We start from the raw sequence: 25,594 nt of genomic DNA on the forward strand, positions 1-25,594 counted from the left end.
GAATACCCTTCTTACAATTTAATAAATGGTGGATTATTTGGATATAAAGGTTCTATTATATGTACGATATTATTACTTCCTTCTGTTTTTGTATTAATAAAACTTGTATCTAAGAATCTTAATGAAAATGAATGATTTGAAACTGAAGTTTATAATTTCAGGCATTCTGATTGTCGCTATCGGACTGGTACTGTCGCACACATATCGTCCGTATGTATATGAGAACCATATCAATGATTATCATCTGGCAGATGTGATAGGCAGTATCGTTTGCGTACCGGCTGCGGTATTATGCGTCTATGGCATTGATAACAGATATTCGATAAAGCAATACACAATTGGGGCTGCAGTAGTCTATATTGCATACGAGTTTCTCGGTCTTTTTCATATACATGGCACCTTCGATGTATATGATATTATTGCCATAATAATAAGCAGCCTTGTGTTTTATCGGATATGCTTGTTATTTGGAGTTTCAAGCGGCAGATAGATGGTAAATTCCGTGAACTCTCCTTCTGTGCTGTTGACGAATATTCTTCCCTCATGCGCTTTTATTACCTGGTCAACAAAGTTCAGGCCCAGTCCGAAGCCTGAAGCTCCGTTTCGGCGGCTGCACTTTGCCGCCGCTGCGCGTTCATACTTCTGGAAAATGATTTTCTGGTCGGCTTCTGATATGCCCAGACCATTGTCACGTACTTTCAGTATGGTGTAGCGTTCGCTTTCTTCAGTGGTGATGTGTATTTCCACACTCTCCTTTGAGTATTTGATGGCATTGTCAATCAGATTGCTTAATGCTTCACCCAGATAATCTTTGTCGGCATAAGCTGTTTTGGCCTGCAGGCTAATGATAAAGTTTACGGGTTTCTGTGCTTTGGCCTTGAATTTTTCTGTCAGTTTCTCTATTATTGGAGTAAGCTCAACTTCTGTTTTGTTCATCTCCAGTTTATGGTTCTCCAGTTTTGAAATGGTCAGTATCTTGTTGGTGAGAGCAAACAGATGTTCTGCTTCGCTTTCCGCTATGTTCATGTATTTGTTCTTTATCTCCGGTTTGCCTTCCAGTCTTCCGCTTTTCAACATATCCTGCACCATCATAATTGTGCTTAGAGGTGTTTTCATATCGTGTATCATAGCGTATGAGAAGTCTTCGCGGATTTGTAAAATAACTTGCAGCCTTGAGATGATTTTTATTTGGAAAATAATACACGCTATTATAAAGCTTAGTACAATGATGGTGATTATAATAAGTAAATTTATTTTCTCGAAAAGAAACTTGTATGGATTTAGGATTACAAGTTGAACACCTTGTGATGAGTCTGCTGTAATATTTATGATCTCAGATTTTATTTCCCTCCATGGTAAAGCACTTGGATTGGGATTGCTTGAAGATAATATTTTATTATCGGAAATTCTTATTTTATGTACGGAAATCGAACATGGCAAATCAATGTCATTAAACATATCAGATGCTATAGAGTCTATTTTTGATAAAGACATCTTTAAGCCTATATTAGACAAGCCTTCGTTGAGACTGACTATTTCAGGTGCCAAATCATTTTTTTTAGCATCTGCTGGAATACTTACACCCACAATCTCAGTACCCTTAGGTGCTTCTTTAAATCTAATTGATATTTCTCTTCTTATCGCTTTTATCAGTATGGAATTACTCTCTTTATATAAATTATTTTCCAGAGCTACGTATGTATTATACAGCCATAATATTTGAAGTATTATTATTGCAAATGCTCCGATAAAAACGAAGACGCTAATATTCTTGTATTTCATATATATTGTATTTGCTTATTGCAAATATAGAGATATTTGAAAATTGACATATAATTATTGGACAGCATTGTTTTCACGGAGTAAATAGACACTATAGTATTTAACCTAAAGATAACGTAGCGATAACATAAACTCTTGTGCTTTGCGCCTACCTTTGCAGCATAAGAAATAACAAATCAAGTATAATTTGAAAATTAAATTATTATGATAGCAGAATTAATCGTTTCAGCAGTAGCATCAGTGTCTTTGTCAACACCAAAGGTCGTTTATAATGTATCCTCAGATGATAAGAAAGTGACAAATATTGAGGCCTATTCGGTAAGTGAAGGTAAATATCTTAAGCGTCTGTATAAGATAAACTTTATTTATAATGCAGAGGGTGAGGTTACAAATAAGAATACTTATCAGTGGGATGAAAGAAATTCCGGTTATATATTGAAGGATACTGAGAAGTTTTCCAAATAAAATCCTTCAACTTCTCTCTTATAAAAGTTTCGCATGTTCTATCAATATACCTAAAAATATAAGTTATACAATGGATAAGACTAAAACCTGGAAAATAATTGCATCAATTTTTATGTTGATAGTTATTGGAATCCTATTAAAGAATATCAATATATCTAATATAAGTTATATTGTTTTCGTTCCTGTTATTTTATTACTAGGAATGATTTTTGAAAAACGAAATATTTACAGGGGATGGTTGATTTCAACAATTTTTGCTGTTTTATATTCCTTCCTATGGTATTTCTTTAACCCGGAAAAAGCGTTAGCTGCTATCGCTTGGATTTCAGCAGGTTCATTTATCTCATTGATAGTGATTTTTTTACTTAAACATATTAGAAAGGTTCGATAGAGCATTTGTTGTTAAAATTAGAGTAAGTCTGATGAATTCAGAATAAGGTAAGCCGTGTGTCAATCGTTCTCGTTACATTGACACACGGCTTATCTGGAAAGCAGCAATTACACTTAAATATTTTTGTGTTTTACCGATTGTGTCTGTCATTTGGAGTTTCAAGCGGCAGATAGATGGTAAATTCCGTGAACTCTCCTTCTGTGCTGTTGACGAATATTCTTCCCTCATGCGCTTTTATCACCTGGTCAACAAAGTTCAGGCCCAGTCCGAAGCCTGAAGCTCCGTTTCGGCGGCTGCGCTTTGCCGCTGCTGCGCGTTCGTATTTTTGGAAAATGACTTTCTGGTCGGCTTCGGATATGCCCAGCCCATTGTCACGCACTTTCAGGATGGTGTAGCGTTCGCTTTCTTCAGTGGTGATGTGTATTTCCACACTCTCCTTGGAGTATTTGATGGCATTGTCAATCAGATTGCTTAATACTTCACTCACGTAATCGTTGTCGGCATAAGCAGTTTTGGCCTGCAAGCTGATGATAAAGTTTACAAGTTTCTGTGCTTTGGCCTTGAATTTTTCAGTCAGTTTCTCTATTATCGGTGTAAGCTCGATTTCTGTTTTGTTCATCTCCAGTTTATGGTTCTCCAGTTTGGAAATTGTAAGTATCTTGTTGGTGAGAGCAAACAAGTGGTCTGTTTCGCTTTTTGCTATACTCATATATTTGTTCTTTATCTCCGGTCTGTTATCAAGCCTTCCGCTTTCCAGCATATCCTGTATCATCATAATAGTGCTTAGAGGTGTTTTCATGTCATGCACCATGGCGTATGAGAAGTCTTCACGGATTTGGGAGATTTTGTTTAGCTTTGATATGATCTTTATTTGATATACTATGCATCCTATTATAAAAATCATCATGATTGCTGTTGCAATAATGAGTATCAACATTTGTCTAAAAATATTGTAATACGGAATTGTGATAATGGCTTGTACGTTTGATGAATTATCTAGCTTTATCGGTATTGGTTGTGTCCTAATAATGCCAAATCGTTTAATATTCCCTTGACGTGTTGTTTCTACAATATTTCCGTTTTTTATTTTTTCGATATACAAATCAGTTTTTATTTTATGCTCAAAAAGCATTTCTTTAAAAATAGAATCCAGACGATTAATATTATTAGTAATGCCATATGTTCCTAAGCTTTCTAATAAATAAGTTACCTCTGGGTATGTTCCTGTTTTCTTGGTTCTTGGAGCACCGAGAAATTTTGTTCCTTTGGGGAGTTCTGAAAAATGCGATGTCGCTTCTTCTAATGTTGCTTTTGCAAACAAATTATTGATGGATTTTTCTAATTGGTTTTTATATAGATAGAAGGAGTTTCTAAGCCATATTCCTTGGAGTGTTAATGCAAGAAATATACTTATGATGGTTATAATTCTAATATAAATACGTTGCATAATTAACAGAAAGCATTGTGATAACGAGAAGTTACTTGGCGTAGAAAGTTTAACTTTTACCTTTACAAAGGTAACATTAGAAATTGATATTATATGGAAACAGAAAGAAAATGTAAGTGAATTATCTTTTGAGGAGTGAATGGGCGGAACGAATCTTATATAGTTATCTATTATTTGGCCTATTGTCAGAGTGGTTATTGCACAACAGAGAGATTTAGGTGGGGTAATGGATTGTTTGGAACAGTGAATGGATATATTCAGATGTAACATTATGGAAAGGAGATTGAATATTTTTTTGAAGGTTGTATTAACCTAAAGATAACGTAGCGATAACATAAACTCTTGCACTTTGCGCCTACCTTTGCCGCATAAGAAATAACGAAATAACGAAATAACATTAAAATATCAATTATGAGAAGAATAATGAGACTGGCTTTTGTAGCCATTGCAGGATTTGCCTGCTTGCCGGCAGTTGTAAGGGCACAGCAGATGCCTCCGGTACCGGTAGATAAGGAAGTGAGAATCGGTAAACTGGATAACGGACTTACATACTATATCCGTCACAATGAATATCCGAAGAACCAGGTGGACTTCTATATCGCCCAGAAGGTGGGTAGTATCCTGGAAGAGGACGACCAGCGCGGATTGGCGCATTTTCTTGAACACATGTGTTTCAACGGGACCAAGAACTTTCCGGGAAACTCTATGGTCAAGTGGCTGGAGTCTGTAGGTGTGAAGTTCGGTTATAACCTGAATGCCTATACCAGTATTGATGAAACTGTATATCGTATCTCCAGTGTACCTACGGAACGTATCGGGGTGCAGGACTCCTGTCTGATGATTCTGTCCGACTGGGCTGACGGCCTGTTGCTGAATGGCAAGGACATTGACGAGGAAAGGGCTGTTATCCATGAGGAATGGAGAAGCCAGCTGCCTCCAAATATGAGAATCTTGGAGAAACTGCTTCCGGAGCTTTATCCGGACAGCAGATACGGACACCGTCTTCCTATAGGAACCATGGAAGTGGTGGACCATTTTCCGCATCAGGCTTTGCGCGACTATTATGAAAAGTGGTACCGCCCGGACCTTCAGGGAATAGTCGTGGTGGGTGACATTGATGTGGACCGCATAGAAGGCAAGATCAAGGAACTGTTCTCAAAGATTGAGAAGCCTGTCAATCCGGCAGAGAGGGTTTACTACCCTGTGGCCGACAATGAAAAGCCGATTGTAGCTTTCGGCTCGGATAAGGAGCAGGATAAATATGTGGCTCAGATCATGTTCAAGTATGATGCCTTGCCCGATTCATTGAAGGGCACAATGGCGGATATCACAACCGCTTATCTGCTCGATATGGCCCAGATGATGCTTCAGATAAGACTGAACGAACTGGGACAGAAAGCTGATGCTCCGTTTGCGGCGGCTTCTGCATTTTACGGTGAGTTTATTATGGCAAAGACGAAACAGGCTTTCCAATTTGCTATGCTTCCAAAAGGTAACAGTTTCGACGAAGGACTGAAGGCTGTCTATCGTGAGGCTCTCCGTGCCAAGAGGGGAGGATTTACCGCCACTGAATATGCGCGTTGCCGCACGGAATACCTGTCTCAGCTTGAAAAGGCATACAATAACCGGAACCAGCAGGAGAACAAGACACTGGCAGAATCGTATGTGCGTAATTTCATCGATAAGAAGCCGATACCGGGTATCGAGACGGAATATCAGATGATGAGCATGATTGTGAACCAGATTCCTGTGGAAGCTGTCAATCAGGTGTTCTCGCAGATTGTTTCGGACAAGAATCTGGTGGTTCTCGGTATGATGCCTGCACGCGAAGGTGAGGCCTGTCCCAAGGATGAAGATATTCTCGCATTGCTTTCTCAGGTGGAAGCCGAAAACATTGCTCCTTACGTGGACAATGTGAAGGATGAACCTCTGGTAAGCGAGTTGCCGGCAGCCGGAAAGGTGGTGAAGGAAAACATGCTTTCTGATTTCGGGGCCAAGGAATGGATTCTTTCAAACGGTGCCAAGGTGATATTGAAGAAGACCGACTTCAAGGCGGATGAAATCAATATGATGGCCGTGGCAAAAGGCGGTACTTCGGTTTATGGAAACGACAAGGCTGCGGACTTGATGTTTATGCCTGCTGTATTGGAACAGCATGGATTGGGAAATTTTACTAATTCCGATCTTTCAAAACTACTTGCCGGAAAACAGCTTTCTCTGAAAATTACGTTGGATGACTATGTACGCAGTCTGTCAGGAAACACTACGCCAAAGGACCTGAAGACTTATATGGAGATGATATACATGACCTTCACCGGACTTACAGTAACACCGGATGAATTTGTCGCCATGCAGAATCTTTATAAAGGAGTTATTCAGAATCAGGAACAGAATCCGAACTTCGTATTCCAGAAGAAGGTGCAGGAATTCCTTTATTCTTCGCCCAACAAGCAGGTGTTCGGTGTGAGTGACATTGAGAAGGCAAACCGTGAGGATATCCTTTCCATCATCCGTGAGCAGCTTGCCAATGCAGCCGAGTTTACCTTCGTATTCAGTGGAAACTTTGATGAAGCGGAATTAAAGGCACTGGTTGAGCAGTACATCGCCACCTTGCCGTCGGTGAAGGGAAAGAAACAGGAATTGAAGCATAACCCTGCGGTTGAAATCAAGTCGGGCAACGAGGAAAAGGAATTTTCCCTGAAGATGGAAGTGCCTCAGGGTAGTGCGGCGGTTATCATTAGCGGAAAGATGCCTTACTCGTTCAAGAACAGGCTGATGGCTTCCATGTCGGCACAGATTATCTCTGCCCGTCTTTTGAGTGAAGTCCGTGAGAAAGAGGGAGCTGTTTACAGTATATATACGCAGGGCTCTCAGGACCGGTTGTCTGAAGTGTCTGTTGTCTATCAGACCATATTCCAGGTGAAGCCTGAAAAGAAAGACCGTGCGCTTGAAATCATCCGCAGCGAGTTTGAGAAACTGGCAAAGGAAACGCCCGTGGAAGAACTTGACAAGGTGAAGGAGTTTATGGTGAAGCAAATAACTTCAGACGAACAAACCAACAGCTACTGGTGCTCCATGATGGCCGGCAACGAGCTTCTGCCTTCTGAAGTCTGTGTGAAGGCGGAACAGGTCATCCAGTCCATCACCCCGAAAGAAATCTCCAGTTATGTGAATGAAGTAATGAAGCAGAATAACTATAGGGTTCTGGTAATGATGCCTGAAGAGTAAGTAGGATATTTTTTCAAAGGGAAGGGCCACATGGACTATGTCGGCTCTTCCCTTTTTAGGTTTGTCAGGTATTATGTATCTGGACGGAGTGAAGCATTAACCTCAAATAATGTAGTGATAATTTCATTTCAGATGGCGGCAATTGAAGATAGAAAGAAATAATGAAACCGTTGAAGTGGATATTTCGAATCTGTTATTTTTAATCTAAAATAGATTTGCTTTTCTTGATATATATATTAAAAAGATTATCTTTGTGAAAGATATATTTAAGAAGGTATGGAATTCGCGAGTTTTATTGACAGAAAAGATTATCTTGAAAGAGTTGGAAATGCTTTACAAAGAGAAAAGCCACAGTTCATCGTCATTTATGGACGTAGAAGGATAGGTAAGTCTAAACTTATCAAAGAAGTCATGGACTGGGAGCGGAAAGATGTTTATTTTTTAAGTGATCAGACGAACGAGGCAAATCAGCGTATGCTGTTTGCAAAGACAGCTGCATTGGGAGGTATAGAAGACTTTGATAAAGTGACATATCCGGACTGGGAAACACTTTTTCGGGCGTTAAACCGTCAGGTTATGGAGAAGAGTACCATCTGTCTGGATGAATTTCCGTATCTTGTCAAGAGCTGCCCCTCTCTGCCGTCTGTCATACAAAAGTTGCTGAATGAAAAATGTCTGAAATTTAATCTCATCATTTGCGGTTCTTCACAGCAACTGATGCAAGGATACATACTCGACCGGAAGGAACCGCTATACGGACTGGCTGATGAAATCATACGTCTTGCCCCCATACCGGTACGGTATATTGGGGAGGCACTTGGCTGTGATGCGCAACAAGCAGTGGAAGAGTATGCGGTATGGGGAGGAATCCCCCGGTATTGGGAATTGAGAGCCGACTACAAGGACAATGAAACGGCAATAGAAAAATTGTTGTTGGACAACAAAGGATTTTTGGCAGACGAACCGATACGTTTGTTAAGGGATGATATGCGTGATACTGTGCAGGCGTCTACCTTGCTTTCCATTATAGGTAATGGCGCTAACCGTCTTTCGGAAATAGCTGGACGGGTGGGGAAAGAAGCTACTCAGATAACCGAGCCCTTAGGCAAACTGAGAGAATTAGGGTATATACGCCGGGAAGTACCCTTCGGTGAAGAGGAAAAGAAAAGTAAAAAAGGAATATACCTTATCAACGACAGTTTACTGGGGTTTAATTATAGATTTGTTGCGCCCTATAAATCTATTCTTGAATTGGGACGTACGGAGGCTGTATTAAACCTTATAAAGGCACAGTTCTCGGGGTATGTGGGTCATTGTTGGGAACATCTTTGCCGGCAATATGTAAGTGGCAACATTGTGGATGGTATAGCATACAATATGGCTTCACGATGGTGGGGCAAAATCTTTACTGGCGAGGACAAAAAAGGTGAGATGATAGAGCTTGATGTGGTAGCTGAATCAATGGACAAAAAGCATATCCTCATAGGAGAATGTAAATGGACTAACAAGGAAGATGCACTCAGGCTTGTAAATTCTCTTGAAGCAAAGATAAAGTATTTGCCTTTTATAAAAAAAAGACAAAGCGTACATATTGTTCTGTTCTTAAAGAACGAGCCACAAAACAAAGAAGCTGCCAGGATTTTGTATCCGGCAGATATCGTACAGGCGCAATAAAAGGAGTCTGATTCAGAATGTCTAAAACAAAACCGTCTGCATGCCTTGAAGGAAATCTTCACGATGCATGCAGACGGTTGTTATTTGTAGACCGGGGAGAATCAGTCTCTATAATCTCCGTTTGCCTTAATCAGTTCAATCAGTTTTTCCACGGCCTGTTCTTCCGGAATGTTCTTTTCAATGCATTCCTTCTTTTTGTACAGGCTGATTTTACCTCTTCCGGCACCTACATAGCCATAGTCGGCATCGGCCATTTCACCCGGGCCGTTGACGATACAGCCCATGATACCGATTTTCAGTCCCTTGAGATGGGAAGTGGCTGCCTTGATACGGGCGATGGTCGATTCCAAGTCGTACAGGGTACGTCCGCAGCCCGGACAGGAGATATATTCGGTCTTGGAAGTACGGATACGTCCTGCCTGCAGGATACCGAAGGCGGTTTCATCTACTTTCAGGTTGCTGATTTGGTTGCCGTGGTTGTAGAGCAGGATACCATCGCACAGCCCGTCGATAATCAGGGCACCCATGTCGGCGGCCGACTTGATTTGCAGGTCTTCCGTTTCACTTTCCTGATAAAGTTGGAAGAATACCAGCGGGTTTTTCAGCCCTTGGTTCATCAGCTGATGGGCCAATGCACGGAACTCACCGAGACGGTTGTAATGGTTGCTTTGGGCCACGATAACTACTTCCGGATGCAGGCGCAGACACGCCATCACCTCTTCGTTCAGTCCGAGGTAGGAAGTGAAGAGGAATTTCATCTTGGCCGGATGGTGATGCAGTTCGATGAGCTGCTGGTAGTTGAAAGCCGGATAGGTATGTTCGCTGCCGTCCCAGGCACAGGCATCCACGATGTAGCCGATGTCGGCTCTCCGGTTTTCCGGCAAGCGCTGTCCGCAGTATAGGTAGTCGGGTTTGAACTGTTCGCTCACTTCCAGGTCGTTGTTCAGACGGGCGGAGATGACCACGGGAAGCTGGTCGCCTCCGATGTTACCTACGGCTACGGTTTGTCTGCGGCTGGGATGCGTGTAGTTGAACTCCGGAGCTTCGGTGGCCGGAATGTAAGGGTGTCCTTCGCGTTTCAGCACGTAATCCACCAGCTTGCGGGCCACCGGAATTTCGGCTTCGGGGGCTTCGCTCAGGGATACGCGGATGGTGTCGCCCAGTCCGTCGCACAGTAGGGCACCGATGCCCAGGGCCGATTTGATGCGTCCGTCTTCTCCGTCACCGGCTTCCGTCACTCCCAGGTGGAGCGGGAAGGCCATGCCCTCTTTTTCCATTTGTTCCACCAGCAGGCGGACGGTACGTACCATGATGACCGTGTTCGAGGCCTTGATGGAGATGACCACGTTCGTGAAATTCTGTTCCACGCAGATGCGCAGGAACTCCATGCACGATTCTACCATGCCTTCCGGGGTGTCCCCGTAGCGCGACATGATGCGGTCGGACAACGAACCGTGGTTCACACCGATACGGATGGCCGTGTGGTTCTCCTTGCAGATGTTCAGGAAGGGAATGAAGCGGTCGCGTATCTTCTGGATTTCTTTTGCATACTCTTCGTCCGTATATTCCAGTTGCTTGAAGGTGCGGGCAGCATCTACATAGTTACCCGGATTGATGCGTACCTTTTCGGCATACAGGGCCGCTACTTCAGCCACTTTCGGGTTGAAATGCACGTCGGCAATCAGCGGGGTCTGGTATCCCTGGGCACGCAGGGCGGCGTTGATGTTCTTCAGGTTTTCCACCTCACGCACACCTTGTGTGGTGAGCCGCACGTATTCACCTCCCGCCTCGATGATACGCTTGGCCTGCTCCACGCATGCCTCGGTATCCATGGTGACGGTGTTCGTCATACTCTGTATACGGATAGGATAAGCGCCACCCATAGGAGTGGCGCCCACATATACCTCGTTCGCCTGTCGGCGAGAATAGTTGAAGTAATTCATTCAGTTAGTTGGTCTTATAAGCGTATTTGACTTCTTTCAGCTCTTCGTTGGCTTTTACGATTTTGTTTTTCAAACCTTCCTTGTAAGCTGCAAACTTCTGGGCCAGTTCCGCATCGCTCAGGGCCAGCATCTGTACGGCCAGGATAGCCGCATTCATGGCACCGTTGATGGCGACTGTAGCCACGGGGATTCCGGGAGGCATCTGGATGATGGAGTAGAGTGCGTCTACACCGTCGAGTACAGAACCTTTTACGGGAACTCCGATGACCGGAAGGGTGGTGTTGGCTGCAATGACTCCCGGCAGTGCGGCAGCCATTCCGGCAGCTGCAATGATGACTTTGAGGCCGCGTCCGGCAGCTTCTTTCGCAAATTTCTCCACTTCAGCCGGAGTGCGGTGAGCCGACAGGGCGTTCATTTCAAACGGGACTTGCATTTCATCGAGCAGTTTGGCGGCCTTTTCCATGACGGGAAGGTCGGAAGTACTGCCCATAATGATACTTACAATTGGTTTCATTCGTTGTTTTTATTTTAGTTATTCGTTAATAATCTCTTTGTAGGCTGCGGCATCCAGCAGTTCGTCCATTTCGCCGGCATCCGTCGGTTTCAGTTTGATAATCCAGCCTTCGCCGTAGGGGTCCTGGTTCACCAGTTCCGGGTGTTCTTCCAGCTGTGGGTTGACTTCCAGAATCTCGCCTCCGATGGGGAGGAACAAATCGGAAACAGTCTTTACCACTTCGACCGTACCGAACACTTCACCTTTGTCTAAAGTCTCACCTTCGGTGGTCACGTCGATGAATACGATGTCGCCCAGCTGCTGCTGTGCATAGTCTGTGATACCTACGTAGGCAGTGTCGCCTTCCAATCGAATCCATTCGTGTTCGTTGGTGTACTTGATGTTAGTTGGGAATTCCATATTGAATAAATTTAAAGTTTAAGATAATCAGTCTTCAAATAAACAAAATTCCGATGATACCACAAAATAAACCGACCAAAAACCCGCCGCCCACTTCTTTTAAAGTATGTTGTTTGACGATAATCCGTGCCGAACCGAGCATGCCGGACAGCAGGATGAACACGCAGAGCCATTCCACAGGATTGAACTGGAAGATGAAGCTGTAGGACAGCAGGCCGCCTACCATCAGTCCTCCGCTGGCCATGTGGGTGCTGATTTTGACCCGGGTGTTGATGACGGTGCAGATGACCATGCAAATCAGGGTGGCCACGATGATGCCGCTCATGTAGCGGGGCAGGTGGATATGGTACATGGTAATCAGGCAGGCCATGTAGCTCAGGATGGTCATGCCATAGGGGATGAAGCGTTTTTCCCGGTGTCCCAGTTCGCGGAGGGTCCATCCGTTGATTTTCTGGAACAGGTAGATGCCGAGCATCGGCATCAGGATGGTAAAGCAATACACAAGTCCCAGTATGGTGAGCTTGTATTGGAAGGGCATGATGCTCAGATACGTAAAGAAAAAGAGCAGGCAGAATGCCACAAAGGGTACCATGAACGGAGTAAAGACCATCGAAATGATGCGGGCTGTGGTGAACAGGGCACCCTTCGGTCTTTCCGGGTCGCGGGGAACCGGGTCATGGTAAGTCAGTTCATCAGGGATGCTGGTTTCTTCCATATAAATCAGTTATCTTCTTAATCGTGCTACGGGAATGTTCAGTTGCTGACGGTACTTGGCTACGGTACGCCGGGCGATGGGGTAGCCTTTTTCTTTCAGCATGTCGGCCAGTTCATCGTCGGTGTAGGGCTTTTCCTTGTTTTCGCTATCCACACATTCTTTCAGGATGCGCTTGATTTCGCGGACGGAAAGCTCTTCCCCGTTCTCGGTGGTATAGCCGTCGCTGAAGAAGAATTTCAGCGGATAGATGCCGTAGTTGGTCTGCACGTACTTGCTGTTGCTCACACGTGAAATGGTGGAGATGTCCAGTTTGGTACGTTCGGCCACATCTTTCAGAATCATCGGGCGGAGTAAGGATTCGTCGCCTTCCTCAAAGAACGGACGTTGCAGGTCGATGATGGCTTGCATGGTGCTCAGTAAGGTCTGCTGGCGTTGTTTTACCGCGTTGATGAATCCCTGTGCGGCGTCTACTTTCTGCTTGAGGAACATCAGGGCATCTTTCGATTCCTTGCTCTGGTTCTGCTTGTTGCGGGTATGCTCGTCGAGCAGTTCCGTAAATTCCCGGCTCAGCCGCAGTTCCGGCACGTTCCGGTTGTTGAGGCTCAGGTGGATGGTGCCGTCGTCTTCCGTCTCCACCAGGAAGTCGGGTATAATCTGTTGCAGGTTTTTCCCGATGGCTTCTCCCATGGAGCTACCCGGACGCGGGTTCAGCTTGGTCAGTTCGGCCGTAGCCGCATTATATTGTTCTTCAGTAATATTCAGTTTCTGAATGATTTTCTCCTTGTTCTTGCGTGTGAAGTCGTCACAGCATTTTCCGATGATGTCCAGCTCAATCTGTTTCAGGGGGGAGTCTTCTTTCCGGCGAATCTGGATGAGCAGACATTCCTGCAGGCTTCTGGCGCCGATGCCGGCGGGGTCGAAGTCTTGGATGATGGAAAGCACGTGCTCCAGTTGCTCGGCAGTGGTGTAGATGCCCTGGTAGATAGCCAGTTCGTCGATCAAGGTGTCGGTCGATTTGCGGAGCAGACCATCGTCATCGAGCGAGCCGATGAGGTATTCTCCCAGCTGTTTCTCTTCCGGCGTGAGGTGCTGCATGTCGAGCTGCTCTTTCAGCGTTTCGTAGAAAGACACGTTATCCGAAAACGGAATGTCTTCTGCCTGGTCTTCTTTCGAGCGGTTGTTTTCCTGCAGTTTATAGTCAGGGATATCGTCTTCCGTGCGGTAATCCCCCAGCGAGATGTCCTCTCCCGTGTCGGTATTCGGTTCTCCGTCCTCGTCGGTGGTGTTGTAATCCTCGTTGAGGTCATCGGAAGTGTCGGGCGTTTCTTTCCCTTCTTCCAGTGCCGGATTGTCCAGCAACTCTGCGTGAATCCGTTCTTCCAACTCCAGCGTAGGGAGTTCCAACAGCTTGACAGCCAGTATCTGTTGCGGAGACAGGGTCTGTACCTGTTGTTGCGCTTGTGTTTGTACTTGACGTGAACCTTGTACCATTTTTCTATTTAAATCTAATGAACTGCGTGCAAAAATAATAATTTAAATGAACAACACAGCAAAAGGAAAATTTTTTAATACTGGAAGCTGCTGCCTCCCAGGAACTCTCTCAACAGGGAAGTGGGCGGAAGTTCCTTATCCTGCACCGATACGAAATAGTTCAGGAACCGCAGCAGTCGGTAGGCTTCGGAGTACTCCGGACAGCGGTTAGGCACCTTCCGTAAGACAGGTTCCACATAGTCTTTCAGTACGGCTAGTTCGAAAAGCAGGGCCGAGTTGAACATGGCGTCGGCATTTTCCTGATAGGGGAATATCCATTTCTCTTCTCCGGCTCTTACACTTGGCCAGCGGGCGATGGTCTCTTCTGCCGAGTAGTTACGGTACTTGTAGTCGCGGATGATGCGCCGCAGCAACCGGTTGTCGGTGGTCGGGATGTAGTTGTGGTTGTCGAGCAGGATGGTGGTCAGGGCCGACACGTAGATTTTGTATTTATTCTCTGCCGGAATGTGCGAGGTCAGGGCCGGGTTCAAGGCATGAATACCTTCAATCACCAGAATGGTATGTTCGTCTATCCGGAGCTTCTTGCCGCTCATCTCCCGTTTGCCGGTGGTGAAGTTGTAACGGGGCAATTCCACCTCCTCTTCGTGGAGCAAGGCGGTGAGCTGTTTCTCAAAGAAAGGCAGGTCTACGGCATAGAGGGATTCAAAGTCGTGCTTTCCGTTCTCGTCCAGCGGAGTATCTTCACGGTTCACGAAATAATCGTCCAAAGAGATGGGGTAGGGCTTGAGGCCGTTGGTCATGAGCTGGATGCTCAACCGCTTGCTGAAGGTGGTCTTCCCGGAAGAGGAAGGGCCGGATATCAGTACCAGCTTCACCCGTTTGCCGTCTTGGTTGCAATGGGTGATTTCATCGGCTATCTGTGCGATTTTCTTTTCCTGCAAGGCTTCCGATACGTTGATTAGGTCGGTGGCATGTCCTTCGTTGCAGGCCACATTCAGGTCGCCCACCGTACTGATGCCCAGAATCTGGTTCCAGCGGTGATATTCCTGAAAGACTTCCAGCATCTTTTCCTGTTTCACCACCTCTTCCAGCTTGGTCGGGTTGGCACGGTTGGGAATCCGCAGCAGCAGCCCGTCGTAGTATTTCACGATGTCGAACAGGCGGATGTATCCGGTGCTGGGGACCAGGCTGCTGTAGTAACAATCCACGGTATCCCCTAGACGGTAGTAGTAAGAGTAGAGCTGTCCGTAGGTGTCGAGCAGGCGGGCCTTGTCTCCCATACCCCGTTCTTCGAACAGGCGTACCACTTCGTCGGTGTGACTTTCCGTACGTACGTAGGGAATGTCGGCCGCAATGATTTCCTGCATTTTCTGCTTGATGCGCTGCACGTCGTCCAGTCCGATGGTGCGGTCGATGTGGAGCTTGCAGAAATAGCCTTTCGAAATGGGGTGTTCCAAGGAAATACTTCCCTGAGGATAAAGTTCTTCCACTGCTTTGACCAGGATGAAGAACAGCGAACGGACGTAGGTCCGCATGCCCGACGGACTGGTGATGTCCAGAAATTCCACGTCTTTGTTGTAGTACACCCGGAAGTCGAGACTTTCAACCTTATTATTGACTTTGGCACTGACCGGACCGTAAGGCATGGACAGATTAAAACCGTTATAAATATCCAAAAGTGAACATCCCTCGGGGAAATCTTTTGTTAAATTATTATTTTTGCAATATATTTGTAGCATAAATGTAATATGTGTTACTAACCTTGTGAATAGGCAGTTAATTTACTCATTAAACAATTAAAAGCCTCTTTCCTATTTAACTAATTACAAATGGAATATTCTTTTTATGATTTTTTAGCGCTTCTCGGCTCGTTGGCGCTCTTCCTTTATGGAATGAAAATCATGAGTGAGGGACTTCAGAAGTTTGCGGGCGACCGACTTCGCAGTATTTTAACCGCAATGACTACGAACCGTGTCACTGGAGTTCTGACCGGAATGCTGATTACTGCCTTGATTCAGTCGTCGTCTGCCACTACCGTGATGGTGGTCAGTTTCGTAAACGCCGGTTTGTTGACACTCTCTCAGTCTATCGGGGTGATTATGGGAGCCAATATCGGAACCACCGTGACAGCGTGGATTATTTCGGCTCTCGGCTTTAAGGTAGACATTTCCGCTTTCTCCCTGCCGCTTCTGGCCATCGGTATTCCTTTACTTTTTTCGCAGAAAAGTACCCGCAAATCTATCGGGGAATTTATCTTCGGTTTCGCTTTCTTGTTCATGGGCTTGAACTTGCTGAAGACCAATGCACCCGACTTGAGTCAGAATCCGGACATGCTGGCCTTTGTGCAGAACTATACGGATATGGGATTCCTTTCCGTGCTGTTGTTTGTCTTCATCGGTACGATATTGACCATGATTGTGCAGGCTTCGGCGGCTACGATGGCGATTACGTTGATTATGTGTGCCAACGGCTGGATTAGTTTTGAGCTGGGAGCGGCCTTGGTGCTGGGTGAAAACATCGGAACCACGATTACGGCCAACCTGGCGGCCCTGACGGCCAATACGCAGGCGAGGCGGGCGGCCATGGCGCACTTGATGTTCAACGTGTTTGGGGTTATCTGGGTATTGATTCTATTCAAGCCTTTCCTGGCAATGGTAGACTGGATTATTTCCGATTTCATGAATGTGAGTGAGGCGGACGGAGTGGCTGTTTCCTTTAAACTCTCGGCTTTCCATACTTGTTTCAATGTGTGCAACGTGTTGATTCTGATATGGTTCGTACACTTTATCGAAAAGACAGTGTGCAAGATTATCCCGCAGAAGGAACAGGAGGAAGAATATCGCCTGCAGTTCATCACCGGCGGTATGCTTTCTACGGCAGAATTGTCCATCTTGCAGGCCCGGAAAGAAATCAACTTGTTTGCCGAACGTATCCAGCGCATGTTCCGCATGGTACGCGACTTGCTTCATACCGAGAATGAGAATGATTTCAACAAGCTGTTCAGCCGGGTGGAGAAATACGAAAACATCAGTGACAACATGGAACTGGAGATTGCAAACTACCTGACACAAGTGTCCGAAGGCCGGTTGAGTTCGGAAAGTAAACTGCAAATCCGGGGGATGCTCCGTGAGGTGACAGAGATAGAAAGCATCGGTGACAGCTGTTACAACTTGGCCCGCACGATTAACCGGAAGCGCCGGGGGAACGAAGATTTCACGAAAGCACAGTATGAGCACATCGCGCAGATGTTCCAGCTGACGGACAATGCCTTGACACAGATGCTTGATTTGGTGAGAGATACCCATCAGCAGGTGGATGTGAACAAGTCGTTCAACATTGAGACGGAAATCAACAACTACCGGAACCAGCTGAAGAACCAGAACGTGATTGATGTCAACGAAAAGAAATACGATTACCAGATGGGAGTACACTACATGGATATCATTGCCGAGTGTGAGAAACTGGGTGACTATGTGGTGAATGTGGTAGAGGCCCATCGGGACGTGAAGGAAAAGAAGGCTTGAGAAAGAAGCCCGGATATATAAGAATCTCATCCCCGCTACAGACGGTATACGTCGGTGGCGGGGATGAGGCTTTTTAGGGGGTTATTCGGCAATTTCCACCCGGTTCACTTTCTCCAGCAGGAAGCGGTTCTGGTTCCAGTGGAAGGGCTTGTAGTCGGTATTGGTGTGGATACGGTTGCGTTTGAAGACCAGTCCGTCTACCGACTTGGCATAGAGAATGGGCAGGTCGAAGGTCTCAAATGCGTTGTCCGTAATCTGGATGGCTCCCGGTTTTCCTCCGTGGAAATACTTCACCTGATGCTCCAAATCGGGAATTTCCGGATAAATGGAAATCACGGCATTGGTAAACTGGAACATGTTGGTCAGGGCATTTACAAACCGGTTGTGACGGATAATTACTTCGCGGCAAGCTCCTGTCTCATACCAGCCGTTGCAATCGCCGCACAGCAGGATAGCGGTTCCGGAGGTGTGGTCAAACAGGTTGTGTTCTACCACGGTCTTTCGGGGCGTGCTGAAAAGAGAACCTCTGGCACGGTTGTTCCGGATGGTGTTGTGGGCAAAATACACTTCGGGCGTCCAGGTCAGGTTCTCAATGCCGAAGGCTTCCTGGTTGTTCAGTTCCTCGGGCAGCGGTTGCTGGAAACGGATACGGAACTCCTTGGCGCCATGAGCAGTCGGCTGGTCCTGGGCCGTGATGCTTTCGATATGGTTGGTCCCGTCCAGCAGTTCCATGGTTTGTGAGCGGATGAACTGTACCTCGTCGCCGGCAAACCCCCAGTCGAATCCCCAGGCCTGTTCGTGCATGTAGCGTGCCAGAAGCGTGTGGTCGTCTATCCGTTTTGTTACTTTCAGGTAGGTGCCGTGCACGTTGATGGCATCGTCCATCATCCCTTCATATACTCCGTTCACCGATACGATTTCACCTTTGCATTGCGAGAAATGAGTGGCGTCGGCCTGTGTCGTAAAATAGCGTGGGTCATTCTCTCCTTTCAGGCAGACACTGAAGCTGTCCATGTAAATGCTGTCGCAAAGCTGTGCCAGCAGTCCCATGCCCTGTGCGTAGTGCACCTGGATATTTTTCAGGGTGGTGTGCGTGTTGTGCGACAAGAAGATGCCTGGAGTGGGACGGTCCCAGGAACGCATGGCTACCACCGTACCTTCGGGAAGTCGCTTGTCCTTCCATCGGGGCGCATACACCAGTCCCTCACCAGCCTCGACGCAGCCTTTGGTGGGGCAGCCTATGTCGCTGGTATTATATACAATGTGGTGGCTTTTCGCTTCAAAGGCGATACCCGACATCGGACGCAAGGTCCATCCGTCGCCGTAGGTCTCAAAGATGGAGTCTTTGGTCAGGCGGTATTTCACCCATGAAGCGGGGCGGAAAGTGATGCCTTTGTCGCCTTCATTTTTCACAATCTGTACTTGGGCAATGTGTGGGTTTTCAAAGTCGATGCTGAAGTCCCTCAGCGTACAGTTTGTACTGCGCAGCAAGGAAAGCGGAATCATCTGTCCGTGGAAGATAAATTTTGCTCCGTTTCCTTCCAGTGTGACGGATTGCAGGTCTTCCAGTGCCAGCCCTACCTTCTTGGGATTGGTTTGGTCGTGGTTAGAAATATAATATGTGCGTTCTGCCGCTTCTTCCGGATAGAAGTGATACGTTCCACTTTGGAAGCGTAATATCAGTGTCTCGCCTTTCTTGGCTTCTTTCCTGATTTTGGCCAGCGCTCTTTCCATGCGGGCCGACATGTTGCTTTTCTTCCCGGGAGTAATGCCGAACCGGGCCATGTTATACACTTGCTGGGCACATACAGGCAGGCAGAGGGCCGTGGCCAGCAGCAGACATCCTAGTTTTCTTCTCATAGTTTATGAATTAAGTGTTTGGAATAATTAATGACAAAGGTAAATGTTTTCTTCTTTTATTGTAAATTCTAGTAGGATAGTTTATTGGCATAGTGTGAGGAGCAGAAATGATTTTTGTTATCGCAGAATGGCTTTTATGCTTGATGTAGGAGTATATAAACAATGAAATATAATAAACTTTTTCATTTATTTTATTCATAAGATGAACTTAAAATGAAATTGAATAGTTAAATACTAAAATATTTTATAGTTATTATGGAAGTATTTGATTTTTTTCTATAAATTTGCGAGGATTAAATATAAGTATATTCTACTAATCTCAATTTTAATATTATGAAAATGAGAAAAACAAACAATGTTAGCCGGCTGATGGTGTTAGCAAGTGTTTTTTATTGCGCATCTCTTCCAACATTTGCTACATCCACTGTACCGGAATCAATGGCTTCGGTTGTTCAACAAACAACCAAACTTAGGGGTACTGTATTAGATGCAAAGACAGGTGAACCGATTATCGGGGCGAATGTATTGATCAAAGGTACGGCCATCGGTACGATTACTAACTTCGATGGAGAGTATGAGTTTGAAGGTACGGTAGGTGCCAAACTGGTCATTTCTTTTGTGGGTTACAAGTCTATTGAAGTGACGGCGACGGCCCATAACCAGACTATTAAGCTGAGTGAAGACTCGGAGGCACTTGATGAAGTAGTAGTAGTGGGTTATGGTATGCAACGTAAAAGCTCCATCACTGGTTCTATTTCTTCTATTAAAGCGGATAAATTGAAAGATATCACTACACCGAGTGTGGCCAATATGCTGCAGGGTAAAATCGCCGGTGCGGTAGTGGTTCCTACTTCTGGTCGTCCGGGCGACGGAGTGAGTATCCGTGTGCGTGGTATTGGTTCTATCCGTGGTAATGTAGAGCCCTTGTGGGTAATTGATGGGGTTGTGGGAGCCTCTTCTGCCGACCTGAACCCGAATGATATCGAATCCATCTCTATCCTGAAAGACGGTTCGGCTACAGCTCTTTATGGTTCTCGTGGTGCGAACGGTGTCATTCAGGTGACTACCAAACGTGCTACTACAGGGCCTTCACAATTTGATTTGTCGGTTAAGTTCGGTGTCTCTCAGTTGCAGAAAGGTAATCTGGAGATGATGTCGGGTGCGGAGTATTACGACTATGTGCGTACGGCATACGAAAATGCCGGAACACTGGATGCACAGGGTTGGTTGCAGCCTTATCTGCGTGACCGGAACTTTGACTGGTGGGATTTGGCCACTCAGAATGCATTGACACAGAATTACAACCTTGGCTACCGTTACGGTAATGAAAAAATCAAGGCATATCTGTCGGCCGATTATTATTCTGAAGAAGGTACCATCAAAGGATTCGATTACGACCGTTTCACCATCCGTTCGAACACTGATTATGTGGTGAATGACCGCTTGACTTTGAAATCAAAGATTTCTGCCAGCTACAAGGAAACTAACAACCAGGAATACTCTTTGGTACATACCAGCTATACGCCGTGGGATACTCCTTGGGATTCACATGGAAACATAAAGGATGGTACGCAGGGGGTACCGACAGCTGCAGATGCTCCAACTGCCAACCCGGATGACTACTGGTATTCCGATGGAGGTTCCAACTTCTTGTATGATAGAGCCTTGAACTGGGGAAAGACCCGTAGCAACGGTCTAGACTTGGGCCTTGGTCTTGATTTCAAGATTATCGACGGACTGACTTTTGAATCTAACAACCGTGTTGGTTTCAGTAATAATTATTCTAATTCCTACGTGGATCCTAACAGCCGTTCGGGTGCGGGAACCAATGGTTCTTACTATGACGGACAGTCAAATACCCGTTCTATCTATACCAGCCAGTTGCTTCGTTTCCTGAAGACTTTCGGTGAAAAACACGAAATCAATGCTTATTTGGGTTATGATTACGATGAATATCGTTACTGGGATCTTGCGGCTACAGCTTACAAGATTTTCCAGGGAGCCGAAATCATCAATGCAGGTGCGGATGATCCTACTGCCAGTGGTACGAAGACGGAATCGAAGAATGCGGCTATTTATCTGAATGTCAATTATTCATTCGATAGCAAATACTTGATTCAGGGTATGATTCGTCGAGACGGTTCTTCTAAATTTGGTAGTGACAAGCGTTGGGCTACCTTCTGGTCAGTCGGTGCCGGATGGAATATGCACAAGGAAAACTTCCTCAGCGGGGTAGAATGGATTAACGAATTGAAGCCACGTGTGTCTTACGGTATCAGTGGTAACCAGCCGGGTGGTGCTTACGAGTGGGCTACAATCTTCGGCTATACTTCTCAGTATGCCAACGAAATCGCTTTCTTGTCCAACTATCAGGGTAACCCCGACTTGTCTTGGGAGGAAACTGCTAACTTCGATGCCGGTATCGATATCCGCCTGTTCGACCGTGTGAACATTACTTTTGATTATTATCTGAAGAAAGTGAAGAACTTGATTTACCTGCGTCACTTGTCTGCTGTAACGGGTTTCAACCGTCAGACAGCCAACAACGGTAAGATGGAAAACTCCGGTGTGGAACTGACCATTACTCCTGAACTGATTAGAACTAAAGACTGGTACTGGGATATCAGTTTTAACATGGGTTATAACCGCAATGAGGTGACTTACCTGCCCGATGGCGATGACTTGACGATGCAGGCAGTTGCAGTAGGTTATCCTTATATGAACTGGTATATGAAAGAATGGGCCGGAGTAGATACCATGACAGGTACACCGCTTTGGTTCAAGGTAGATCCTGAGACCGGTATCAAGACCGTAACCGGTAACTACAATGAAGCTACCAACGTACTGCTCGATGCTTCTCCTACGCCGAAGATAAACGGTGGTTTGAGCACCAATCTCAGCTGGAAAGGTTTGTCACTGAACGCGAACTTCACTTTCAGTGCCGGTGCCAAGATTTACAACGGTATGCGTGCCGGTGCACTTGACCGTGATGCAGAACGTCCTTCTCAGCCAGCTATGAGATTGGCTGACGGATGGACCCGTTGGGAAAAACCAGGTGATATCGCTACACATCCGCAGTTGAAAGCCGGTGGTAACAATGGTGCTTCGAACACTTCTACCCGTTACCTGGAAAATGGCGACTATTTTAAACTGAAGACTTTGACACTATCGTACAGTCTTCCCAAGAAATGGTTGCATTCGTTGAAGATTTCGGGAGCCAATATCAGTTTGAGCGGAGAAAACCTGTTTACGATTACTAAGTTCTCTGGTCAGGATCCTGAAATTCTGTTGTCCTCTTCTTACAACGGTAGTGCCGGCAGTTTCGGCTATCCTACTGTAAGACGTTTCACCATAGGATTGAATGTTAACTTCTAAGTAATGATAAATAATAAGATAAAACTATGAAACTGAAATATACATTAGGTGCCTTGTCGGCTGCGTTTGCCTTGGCAGGCTGTAGCTTGGACGTGAATATGTACGACGGGGTGACGGGTGAGGACGTGACAGCCCGTAACATTGTGGAATTGTCGCAAGGCAGTTACAGCATGTTGAAATACGATGGCGGACTGATTGATTATGGATATTTTTTCTGGGCTTACGGTGCTGACGACCTTTCATGGGGAGGTACTTCGACCGATGCGAAGTTTGATATTTATGACTATAGCCGTAATATTAATAGTTCAGTTACGGAATATGCCTGGGAGTTGGGCTATCGTACCATCGGTAATTGCAATAAGGTGATTGAGATGGGAGCCGAACTGGGTGCGAACATCACCGACGAGGAAAAGGTCATTGTAGGTGAGAACTATTACCTCCGTGCCTTGTCGTATTTTCTGCTGGTGAATGAATTTGCTCAGCCTTATTCCAATAATCCTACACAGAACCCCGGTCTGCCGTTGAAGCTGACCAGCGATCCTGATGACTTGCCTAAATCTCGTTCTACGGTGGCTGAAATCTACGATCAGGTTGTAAAAGATTTGCAGGAAGCCATTACTTATATGACACTGCCGTCTGGTATGTCTCCGAAAAACAGTTGCTATGCTACCAAGGAAGCTGCTCAGGCGTTGTTGGCTCGCGTGTATCTGTACATGGAAAATTGGGACGGTGCTTGGGATATGGCTAATGAGGTTATTAATTCAGGTCGTTTCCAGCTGTTGCAGGGCGACGACTATAAAATCTACTCTCAGTTTGTTCCTGAGGACAACTCTGAAACCATTTTTGCCGTACGTCGTACAAAACTGAAAGACGACGGTGGATATGGAAGAATGGGAGGTCTGTACATTCAGGTGGATAACAGCGGTTGGGAAGAAGTATATGCTTCTGCTCCTTACCTGAATTTGCTGGAGTTGTATTTGGACAACCAGGGTTATCCCAAGGACTTGCGTAGCGGTTTCATTACCAAACGTTATGTAGAGGATGGAACGGATACGTCCAAATATCCCATTACCGGCAACCCCGAACGGAACTATCAGGATTGGACCTTTGTGTATGCTGCCAAGCAGGCAGGTGCCAATGCTAATTATGAATACCGTCAGATTTCTGTTACCAAACAGAACGATGGAACGTATGCCATGGGTGCGGACGATGCGGCCAATTTCCGGAGTGCGACCATCCAGTCGGAACCTTATAACCTGGGAACCCGCTATTATGTGCAGGCTCAGGACGGTACAAAATATATAGGCCGTATCGAACCGCGTGTATACGATGCCAGAACGCTTCACCAAAAGGAGGCCATGTTCTTGGTATATGCCATTAATAAATGTTCTTATCAGGAACAGTATTACCATTTGTGGTCGCCCATTATCTCTCGTCTGGCTGAAATGTACCTGATTCGTGCAGAGGCTAATCTGGAGAAAGGTGGTTCTACACAGACCACTCTCGACGACGTGAACGTAATTCGTCGGAGAGCCGGTATTCCTGAATGGACATTGACAAATATCCAGACTGCTGAAAACGGCCAGCCGAAGGATATACATAAAATCATTGAAGAAGAACGTATGCTGGAATTTGCATGGGAAGGTCTCCGTCGGTTCGACGTGTTCCGCTGGCGTCATACGCTCGACCGCAAATATCCAGGTGGACACACCTTGCGACAGGGTGACCGTTACTTGGAGATTCCTTACAACTCTCCTTCTGTATGCGAGTTTATCCCGCAGGCTCAGTATGATGCCTATCCTTACGATTTAGGACAGAACCCCTAATTGAATGAACTGGTAGACTGAGAATAGGGCTTGCCTGCCTTTCCCGCAGAGAGGCAGGCGGCATTTGGAAATCATATTTATTTATATATAACAGAAACTGTAAAATGAAAAAAATATCATATTTTTTGTCACTTCTCTTACTGGCATTGTTCTGTGGCTGTAAGGAACAAGAACAACCTTATGTGGGTTACATTATCATTGAACGGGCTGTACTCGATGCAGCCGAAGGTGCTACCACGACAATAACGGCTGATACGGATATTCCTTCTGAAATGATTTTTACCATGGAAGACGGAGTGGATTGGTGTACGGTGTCTGCTTCCGGTAAAGAGATTACCGTGAAAGCCACTCAGGCCAATCCGGATCCTTCCAATTATCGTACTGCCACCGTTCAGGTAAGATGCGGTTATCGTACCACTTCTTTCACGGTGTTGCAGAAGTATGAAGGTCAGACCACATTGCAATACGACTGGACCAAATGGACAGCTACAGGCTCTGATGTTGAGGCTGGTGACGGAGGAGGTTATCCTAGCCTGTTCACCGATGACCGTACTCAGTTCTGGCACAGTGCTTATTCCGGAGGAAATGCACCGCTTCCTCACACATTGGTCATCGATATGCAGGAAGAACTGGAATGCATAAGCTTTGCTATCGGCCGTCGTGCATACGGGGAAAATAATTATCCTTCGGTAAAGACTTTGCAATTGTGGGTCAGCACGGACAATGAGAAGTTCACTCAAGTGGGTGGATTTACGTTCGCTTTGCCGTGGGAAGCTCCTGATGGCACTATCGTGACAGGAAACAGTCCGTTGGTTCCGGCCGAAGAGGTCATCTCATTGACTGAACCGGTAGTAGCCCGTTATGTCAAACTGGTTATCACAGAAACCAATAACGATACTGGAGTTTGTCAGGTATCTTACTTCAAGGCATACGGAAAGATTTAAAATGATGAATCTTTTT

General features: G+C 45.8%; 18 protein-coding genes. 9 read left to right on the top strand and 9 right to left on the bottom strand.

Annotated features, from left to right (window positions below; all coding sequences use genetic code 11):
• Positions 1-447: 447 nt before the first annotated feature.
• Positions 448-1,440, bottom strand: coding sequence for a sensor histidine kinase KdpD (locus tag OIM59_RS18095; RefSeq protein ID WP_303898307.1), 993 nt, complete (start codon positions 1,438-1,440; stop codon positions 448-450).
• Between OIM59_RS18095 and OIM59_RS18100 the strand changes: the two genes are divergently transcribed.
• The 3 genes from OIM59_RS18100 (at position 1,328) to OIM59_RS18110 (ending at position 2,638) form a co-directional block, all read left to right on the top strand.
• Entirely contained in the window at positions 1,328-1,723 is a 396-nt protein-coding gene (locus tag OIM59_RS18100; RefSeq protein ID WP_223804918.1) for a hypothetical protein, read from the top strand. The genes OIM59_RS18095 and OIM59_RS18100 overlap by 113 nt on opposite strands.
• Before the next feature lie 263 nt (positions 1,724-1,986).
• Entirely contained in the window at positions 1,987-2,247 is a 261-nt protein-coding gene (locus OIM59_RS18105) for a DUF3836 domain-containing protein (RefSeq protein ID WP_072541498.1), read from the top strand.
• A gap of 70 nt (positions 2,248-2,317) precedes the next feature.
• Positions 2,318-2,638 carry a hypothetical protein gene (locus tag OIM59_RS18110; protein WP_299170707.1) on the top strand — a complete coding sequence of 107 codons (321 nt, stop codon included), beginning with the start codon at positions 2,318-2,320 and terminating at the stop codon, positions 2,636-2,638.
• A 130-nt stretch (positions 2,639-2,768) separates the two neighbouring features.
• On the opposite strand, the gene OIM59_RS18735 is transcribed toward OIM59_RS18110, so the two are convergent.
• The gene (locus tag OIM59_RS18735; RefSeq protein WP_369695927.1) at positions 2,769-4,355 is read right to left on the bottom strand and encodes a sensor histidine kinase; all 1,587 of its coding nucleotides are present in this window, start codon (positions 4,353-4,355) and stop codon (positions 2,769-2,771) included.
• Between the two features lie 141 nt (positions 4,356-4,496).
• On the opposite strand from OIM59_RS18735, the gene OIM59_RS18120 reads away from it, so the two are divergent.
• Positions 4,497-7,313, top strand: a complete 2,817-nt coding sequence (locus tag OIM59_RS18120) for a pitrilysin family protein (protein ID WP_303898025.1) — start codon at positions 4,497-4,499, stop codon at positions 7,311-7,313.
• 276 nt (positions 7,314-7,589) lie between these two features.
• Positions 7,590-8,987, top strand: coding sequence for an ATP-binding protein (locus tag OIM59_RS18125; protein ID WP_299170697.1), 1,398 nt, complete (start codon positions 7,590-7,592; stop codon positions 8,985-8,987).
• 101 nt (positions 8,988-9,088) lie between these two features.
• Here OIM59_RS18125 and OIM59_RS18130 read toward each other — a convergent pair whose 3' ends face one another.
• The 6 genes from OIM59_RS18130 to OIM59_RS18155 form a co-directional block, all read right to left on the bottom strand.
• Complete coding sequence (locus OIM59_RS18130; RefSeq protein ID WP_303898027.1) at positions 9,089-10,930, bottom strand: 4-hydroxy-3-methylbut-2-en-1-yl diphosphate synthase; 1,842 nt, start codon at positions 10,928-10,930, stop codon at positions 9,089-9,091.
• Between the two features lie 4 nt (positions 10,931-10,934).
• On the bottom strand, positions 10,935-11,444 hold the full coding sequence (gene purE, locus OIM59_RS18135) for a 5-(carboxyamino)imidazole ribonucleotide mutase (RefSeq protein WP_022354982.1): 510 nt from the start codon (positions 11,442-11,444) through the stop codon (positions 10,935-10,937).
• An 18-nt stretch (positions 11,445-11,462) separates the two neighbouring features.
• A complete protein-coding gene (gcvH, locus tag OIM59_RS18140) occupies positions 11,463-11,843 on the bottom strand; it encodes a glycine cleavage system protein GcvH (protein WP_022354983.1) in 381 nt (126 codons plus the stop codon).
• Positions 11,844-11,877: 34 nt separating this feature from the next.
• Positions 11,878-12,453, bottom strand: coding sequence for a hypothetical protein (locus OIM59_RS18145; RefSeq protein ID WP_288352677.1), 576 nt, complete (start codon positions 12,451-12,453; stop codon positions 11,878-11,880).
• A 114-nt stretch (positions 12,454-12,567) separates the two neighbouring features.
• The gene (rpoN, locus tag OIM59_RS18150) at positions 12,568-14,049 is read right to left on the bottom strand and encodes an RNA polymerase factor sigma-54 (RefSeq protein WP_303898030.1); all 1,482 of its coding nucleotides are present in this window, start codon (positions 14,047-14,049) and stop codon (positions 12,568-12,570) included.
• Between the two features lie 74 nt (positions 14,050-14,123).
• Positions 14,124-15,797 carry a nucleoside kinase gene (locus OIM59_RS18155; RefSeq protein ID WP_303898313.1) on the bottom strand — a complete coding sequence of 558 codons (1,674 nt, stop codon included), beginning with the start codon at positions 15,795-15,797 and terminating at the stop codon, positions 14,124-14,126.
• Between the two features lie 81 nt (positions 15,798-15,878).
• On the opposite strand from OIM59_RS18155, the gene OIM59_RS18160 reads away from it, so the two are divergent.
• Positions 15,879-17,573 (top strand): Na/Pi cotransporter family protein, encoded by a 1,695-nt coding sequence (locus OIM59_RS18160; RefSeq protein WP_072541505.1) that lies wholly within the window; start codon positions 15,879-15,881, stop codon positions 17,571-17,573.
• Positions 17,574-17,654: 81 nt separating this feature from the next.
• Here the strand turns inward: OIM59_RS18160 and OIM59_RS18165 are convergent, their stop codons facing one another.
• Positions 17,655-19,433, bottom strand: coding sequence for an alpha-1,3-galactosidase B (locus OIM59_RS18165; protein WP_303898032.1), 1,779 nt, complete (start codon positions 19,431-19,433; stop codon positions 17,655-17,657).
• Between the two features lie 339 nt (positions 19,434-19,772).
• On the opposite strand from OIM59_RS18165, the gene OIM59_RS18170 reads away from it, so the two are divergent.
• The 3 genes from OIM59_RS18170 (at position 19,773) to OIM59_RS18180 (ending at position 25,578) form a co-directional block, all read left to right on the top strand.
• The gene (locus tag OIM59_RS18170) at positions 19,773-22,808 is read left to right on the top strand and encodes a TonB-dependent receptor (RefSeq protein ID WP_303898034.1); all 3,036 of its coding nucleotides are present in this window, start codon (positions 19,773-19,775) and stop codon (positions 22,806-22,808) included.
• Positions 22,809-22,834: 26 nt separating this feature from the next.
• A complete protein-coding gene (locus tag OIM59_RS18175; protein ID WP_299170681.1) occupies positions 22,835-24,634 on the top strand; it encodes a RagB/SusD family nutrient uptake outer membrane protein in 1,800 nt (599 codons plus the stop codon).
• Positions 24,635-24,738: 104 nt separating this feature from the next.
• Positions 24,739-25,578 (top strand): discoidin domain-containing protein, encoded by an 840-nt coding sequence (locus OIM59_RS18180; RefSeq protein WP_288352636.1) that lies wholly within the window; start codon positions 24,739-24,741, stop codon positions 25,576-25,578.
• Positions 25,579-25,594 lie beyond the last annotated feature (16 nt).

Source organism: Bacteroides mediterraneensis, assembly GCF_025993685.1.
Taxonomy (GTDB): Bacteria; Bacteroidota; Bacteroidia; order Bacteroidales; family Bacteroidaceae; genus Phocaeicola; species Phocaeicola mediterraneensis_A.

Coding starts and splice junctions, on each gene's coding strand:
- OIM59_RS18100 (WP_223804918.1), top strand. CDS start 1,328: ATGATCTCAGATTTTATTTCCCTCCATGGTAAAGCACTTGGATTGGGA.
- OIM59_RS18105 (WP_072541498.1), top strand. CDS start 1,987: ATGATAGCAGAATTAATCGTTTCAGCAGTAGCATCAGTGTCTTTGTCA.
- OIM59_RS18110 (WP_299170707.1), top strand. CDS start 2,318: ATGGATAAGACTAAAACCTGGAAAATAATTGCATCAATTTTTATGTTG.
- OIM59_RS18735 (WP_369695927.1), bottom strand. CDS start 4,355: ATGTTACATCTGAATATATCCATTCACTGTTCCAAACAATCCATTACC.
- OIM59_RS18120 (WP_303898025.1), top strand. CDS start 4,497: ATGAGAAGAATAATGAGACTGGCTTTTGTAGCCATTGCAGGATTTGCC.
- OIM59_RS18125 (WP_299170697.1), top strand. CDS start 7,590: ATGGAATTCGCGAGTTTTATTGACAGAAAAGATTATCTTGAAAGAGTT.
- OIM59_RS18130 (WP_303898027.1), bottom strand. CDS start 10,930: ATGAATTACTTCAACTATTCTCGCCGACAGGCGAACGAGGTATATGTG.
- purE (WP_022354982.1), bottom strand. CDS start 11,444: ATGAAACCAATTGTAAGTATCATTATGGGCAGTACTTCCGACCTTCCC.
- gcvH (WP_022354983.1), bottom strand. CDS start 11,843: ATGGAATTCCCAACTAACATCAAGTACACCAACGAACACGAATGGATT.
- OIM59_RS18145 (WP_288352677.1), bottom strand. CDS start 12,453: ATGGTCTTTACTCCGTTCATGGTACCCTTTGTGGCATTCTGCCTGCTC.
- rpoN (WP_303898030.1), bottom strand. CDS start 14,049: ATGGTACAAGGTTCACGTCAAGTACAAACACAAGCGCAACAACAGGTA.
- OIM59_RS18160 (WP_072541505.1), top strand. CDS start 15,879: ATGGAATATTCTTTTTATGATTTTTTAGCGCTTCTCGGCTCGTTGGCG.
- OIM59_RS18165 (WP_303898032.1), bottom strand. CDS start 19,433: ATGAGAAGAAAACTAGGATGTCTGCTGCTGGCCACGGCCCTCTGCCTG.
- OIM59_RS18170 (WP_303898034.1), top strand. CDS start 19,773: ATGAGAAAAACAAACAATGTTAGCCGGCTGATGGTGTTAGCAAGTGTT.
- OIM59_RS18175 (WP_299170681.1), top strand. CDS start 22,835: ATGAAACTGAAATATACATTAGGTGCCTTGTCGGCTGCGTTTGCCTTG.
- OIM59_RS18180 (WP_288352636.1), top strand. CDS start 24,739: ATGAAAAAAATATCATATTTTTTGTCACTTCTCTTACTGGCATTGTTC.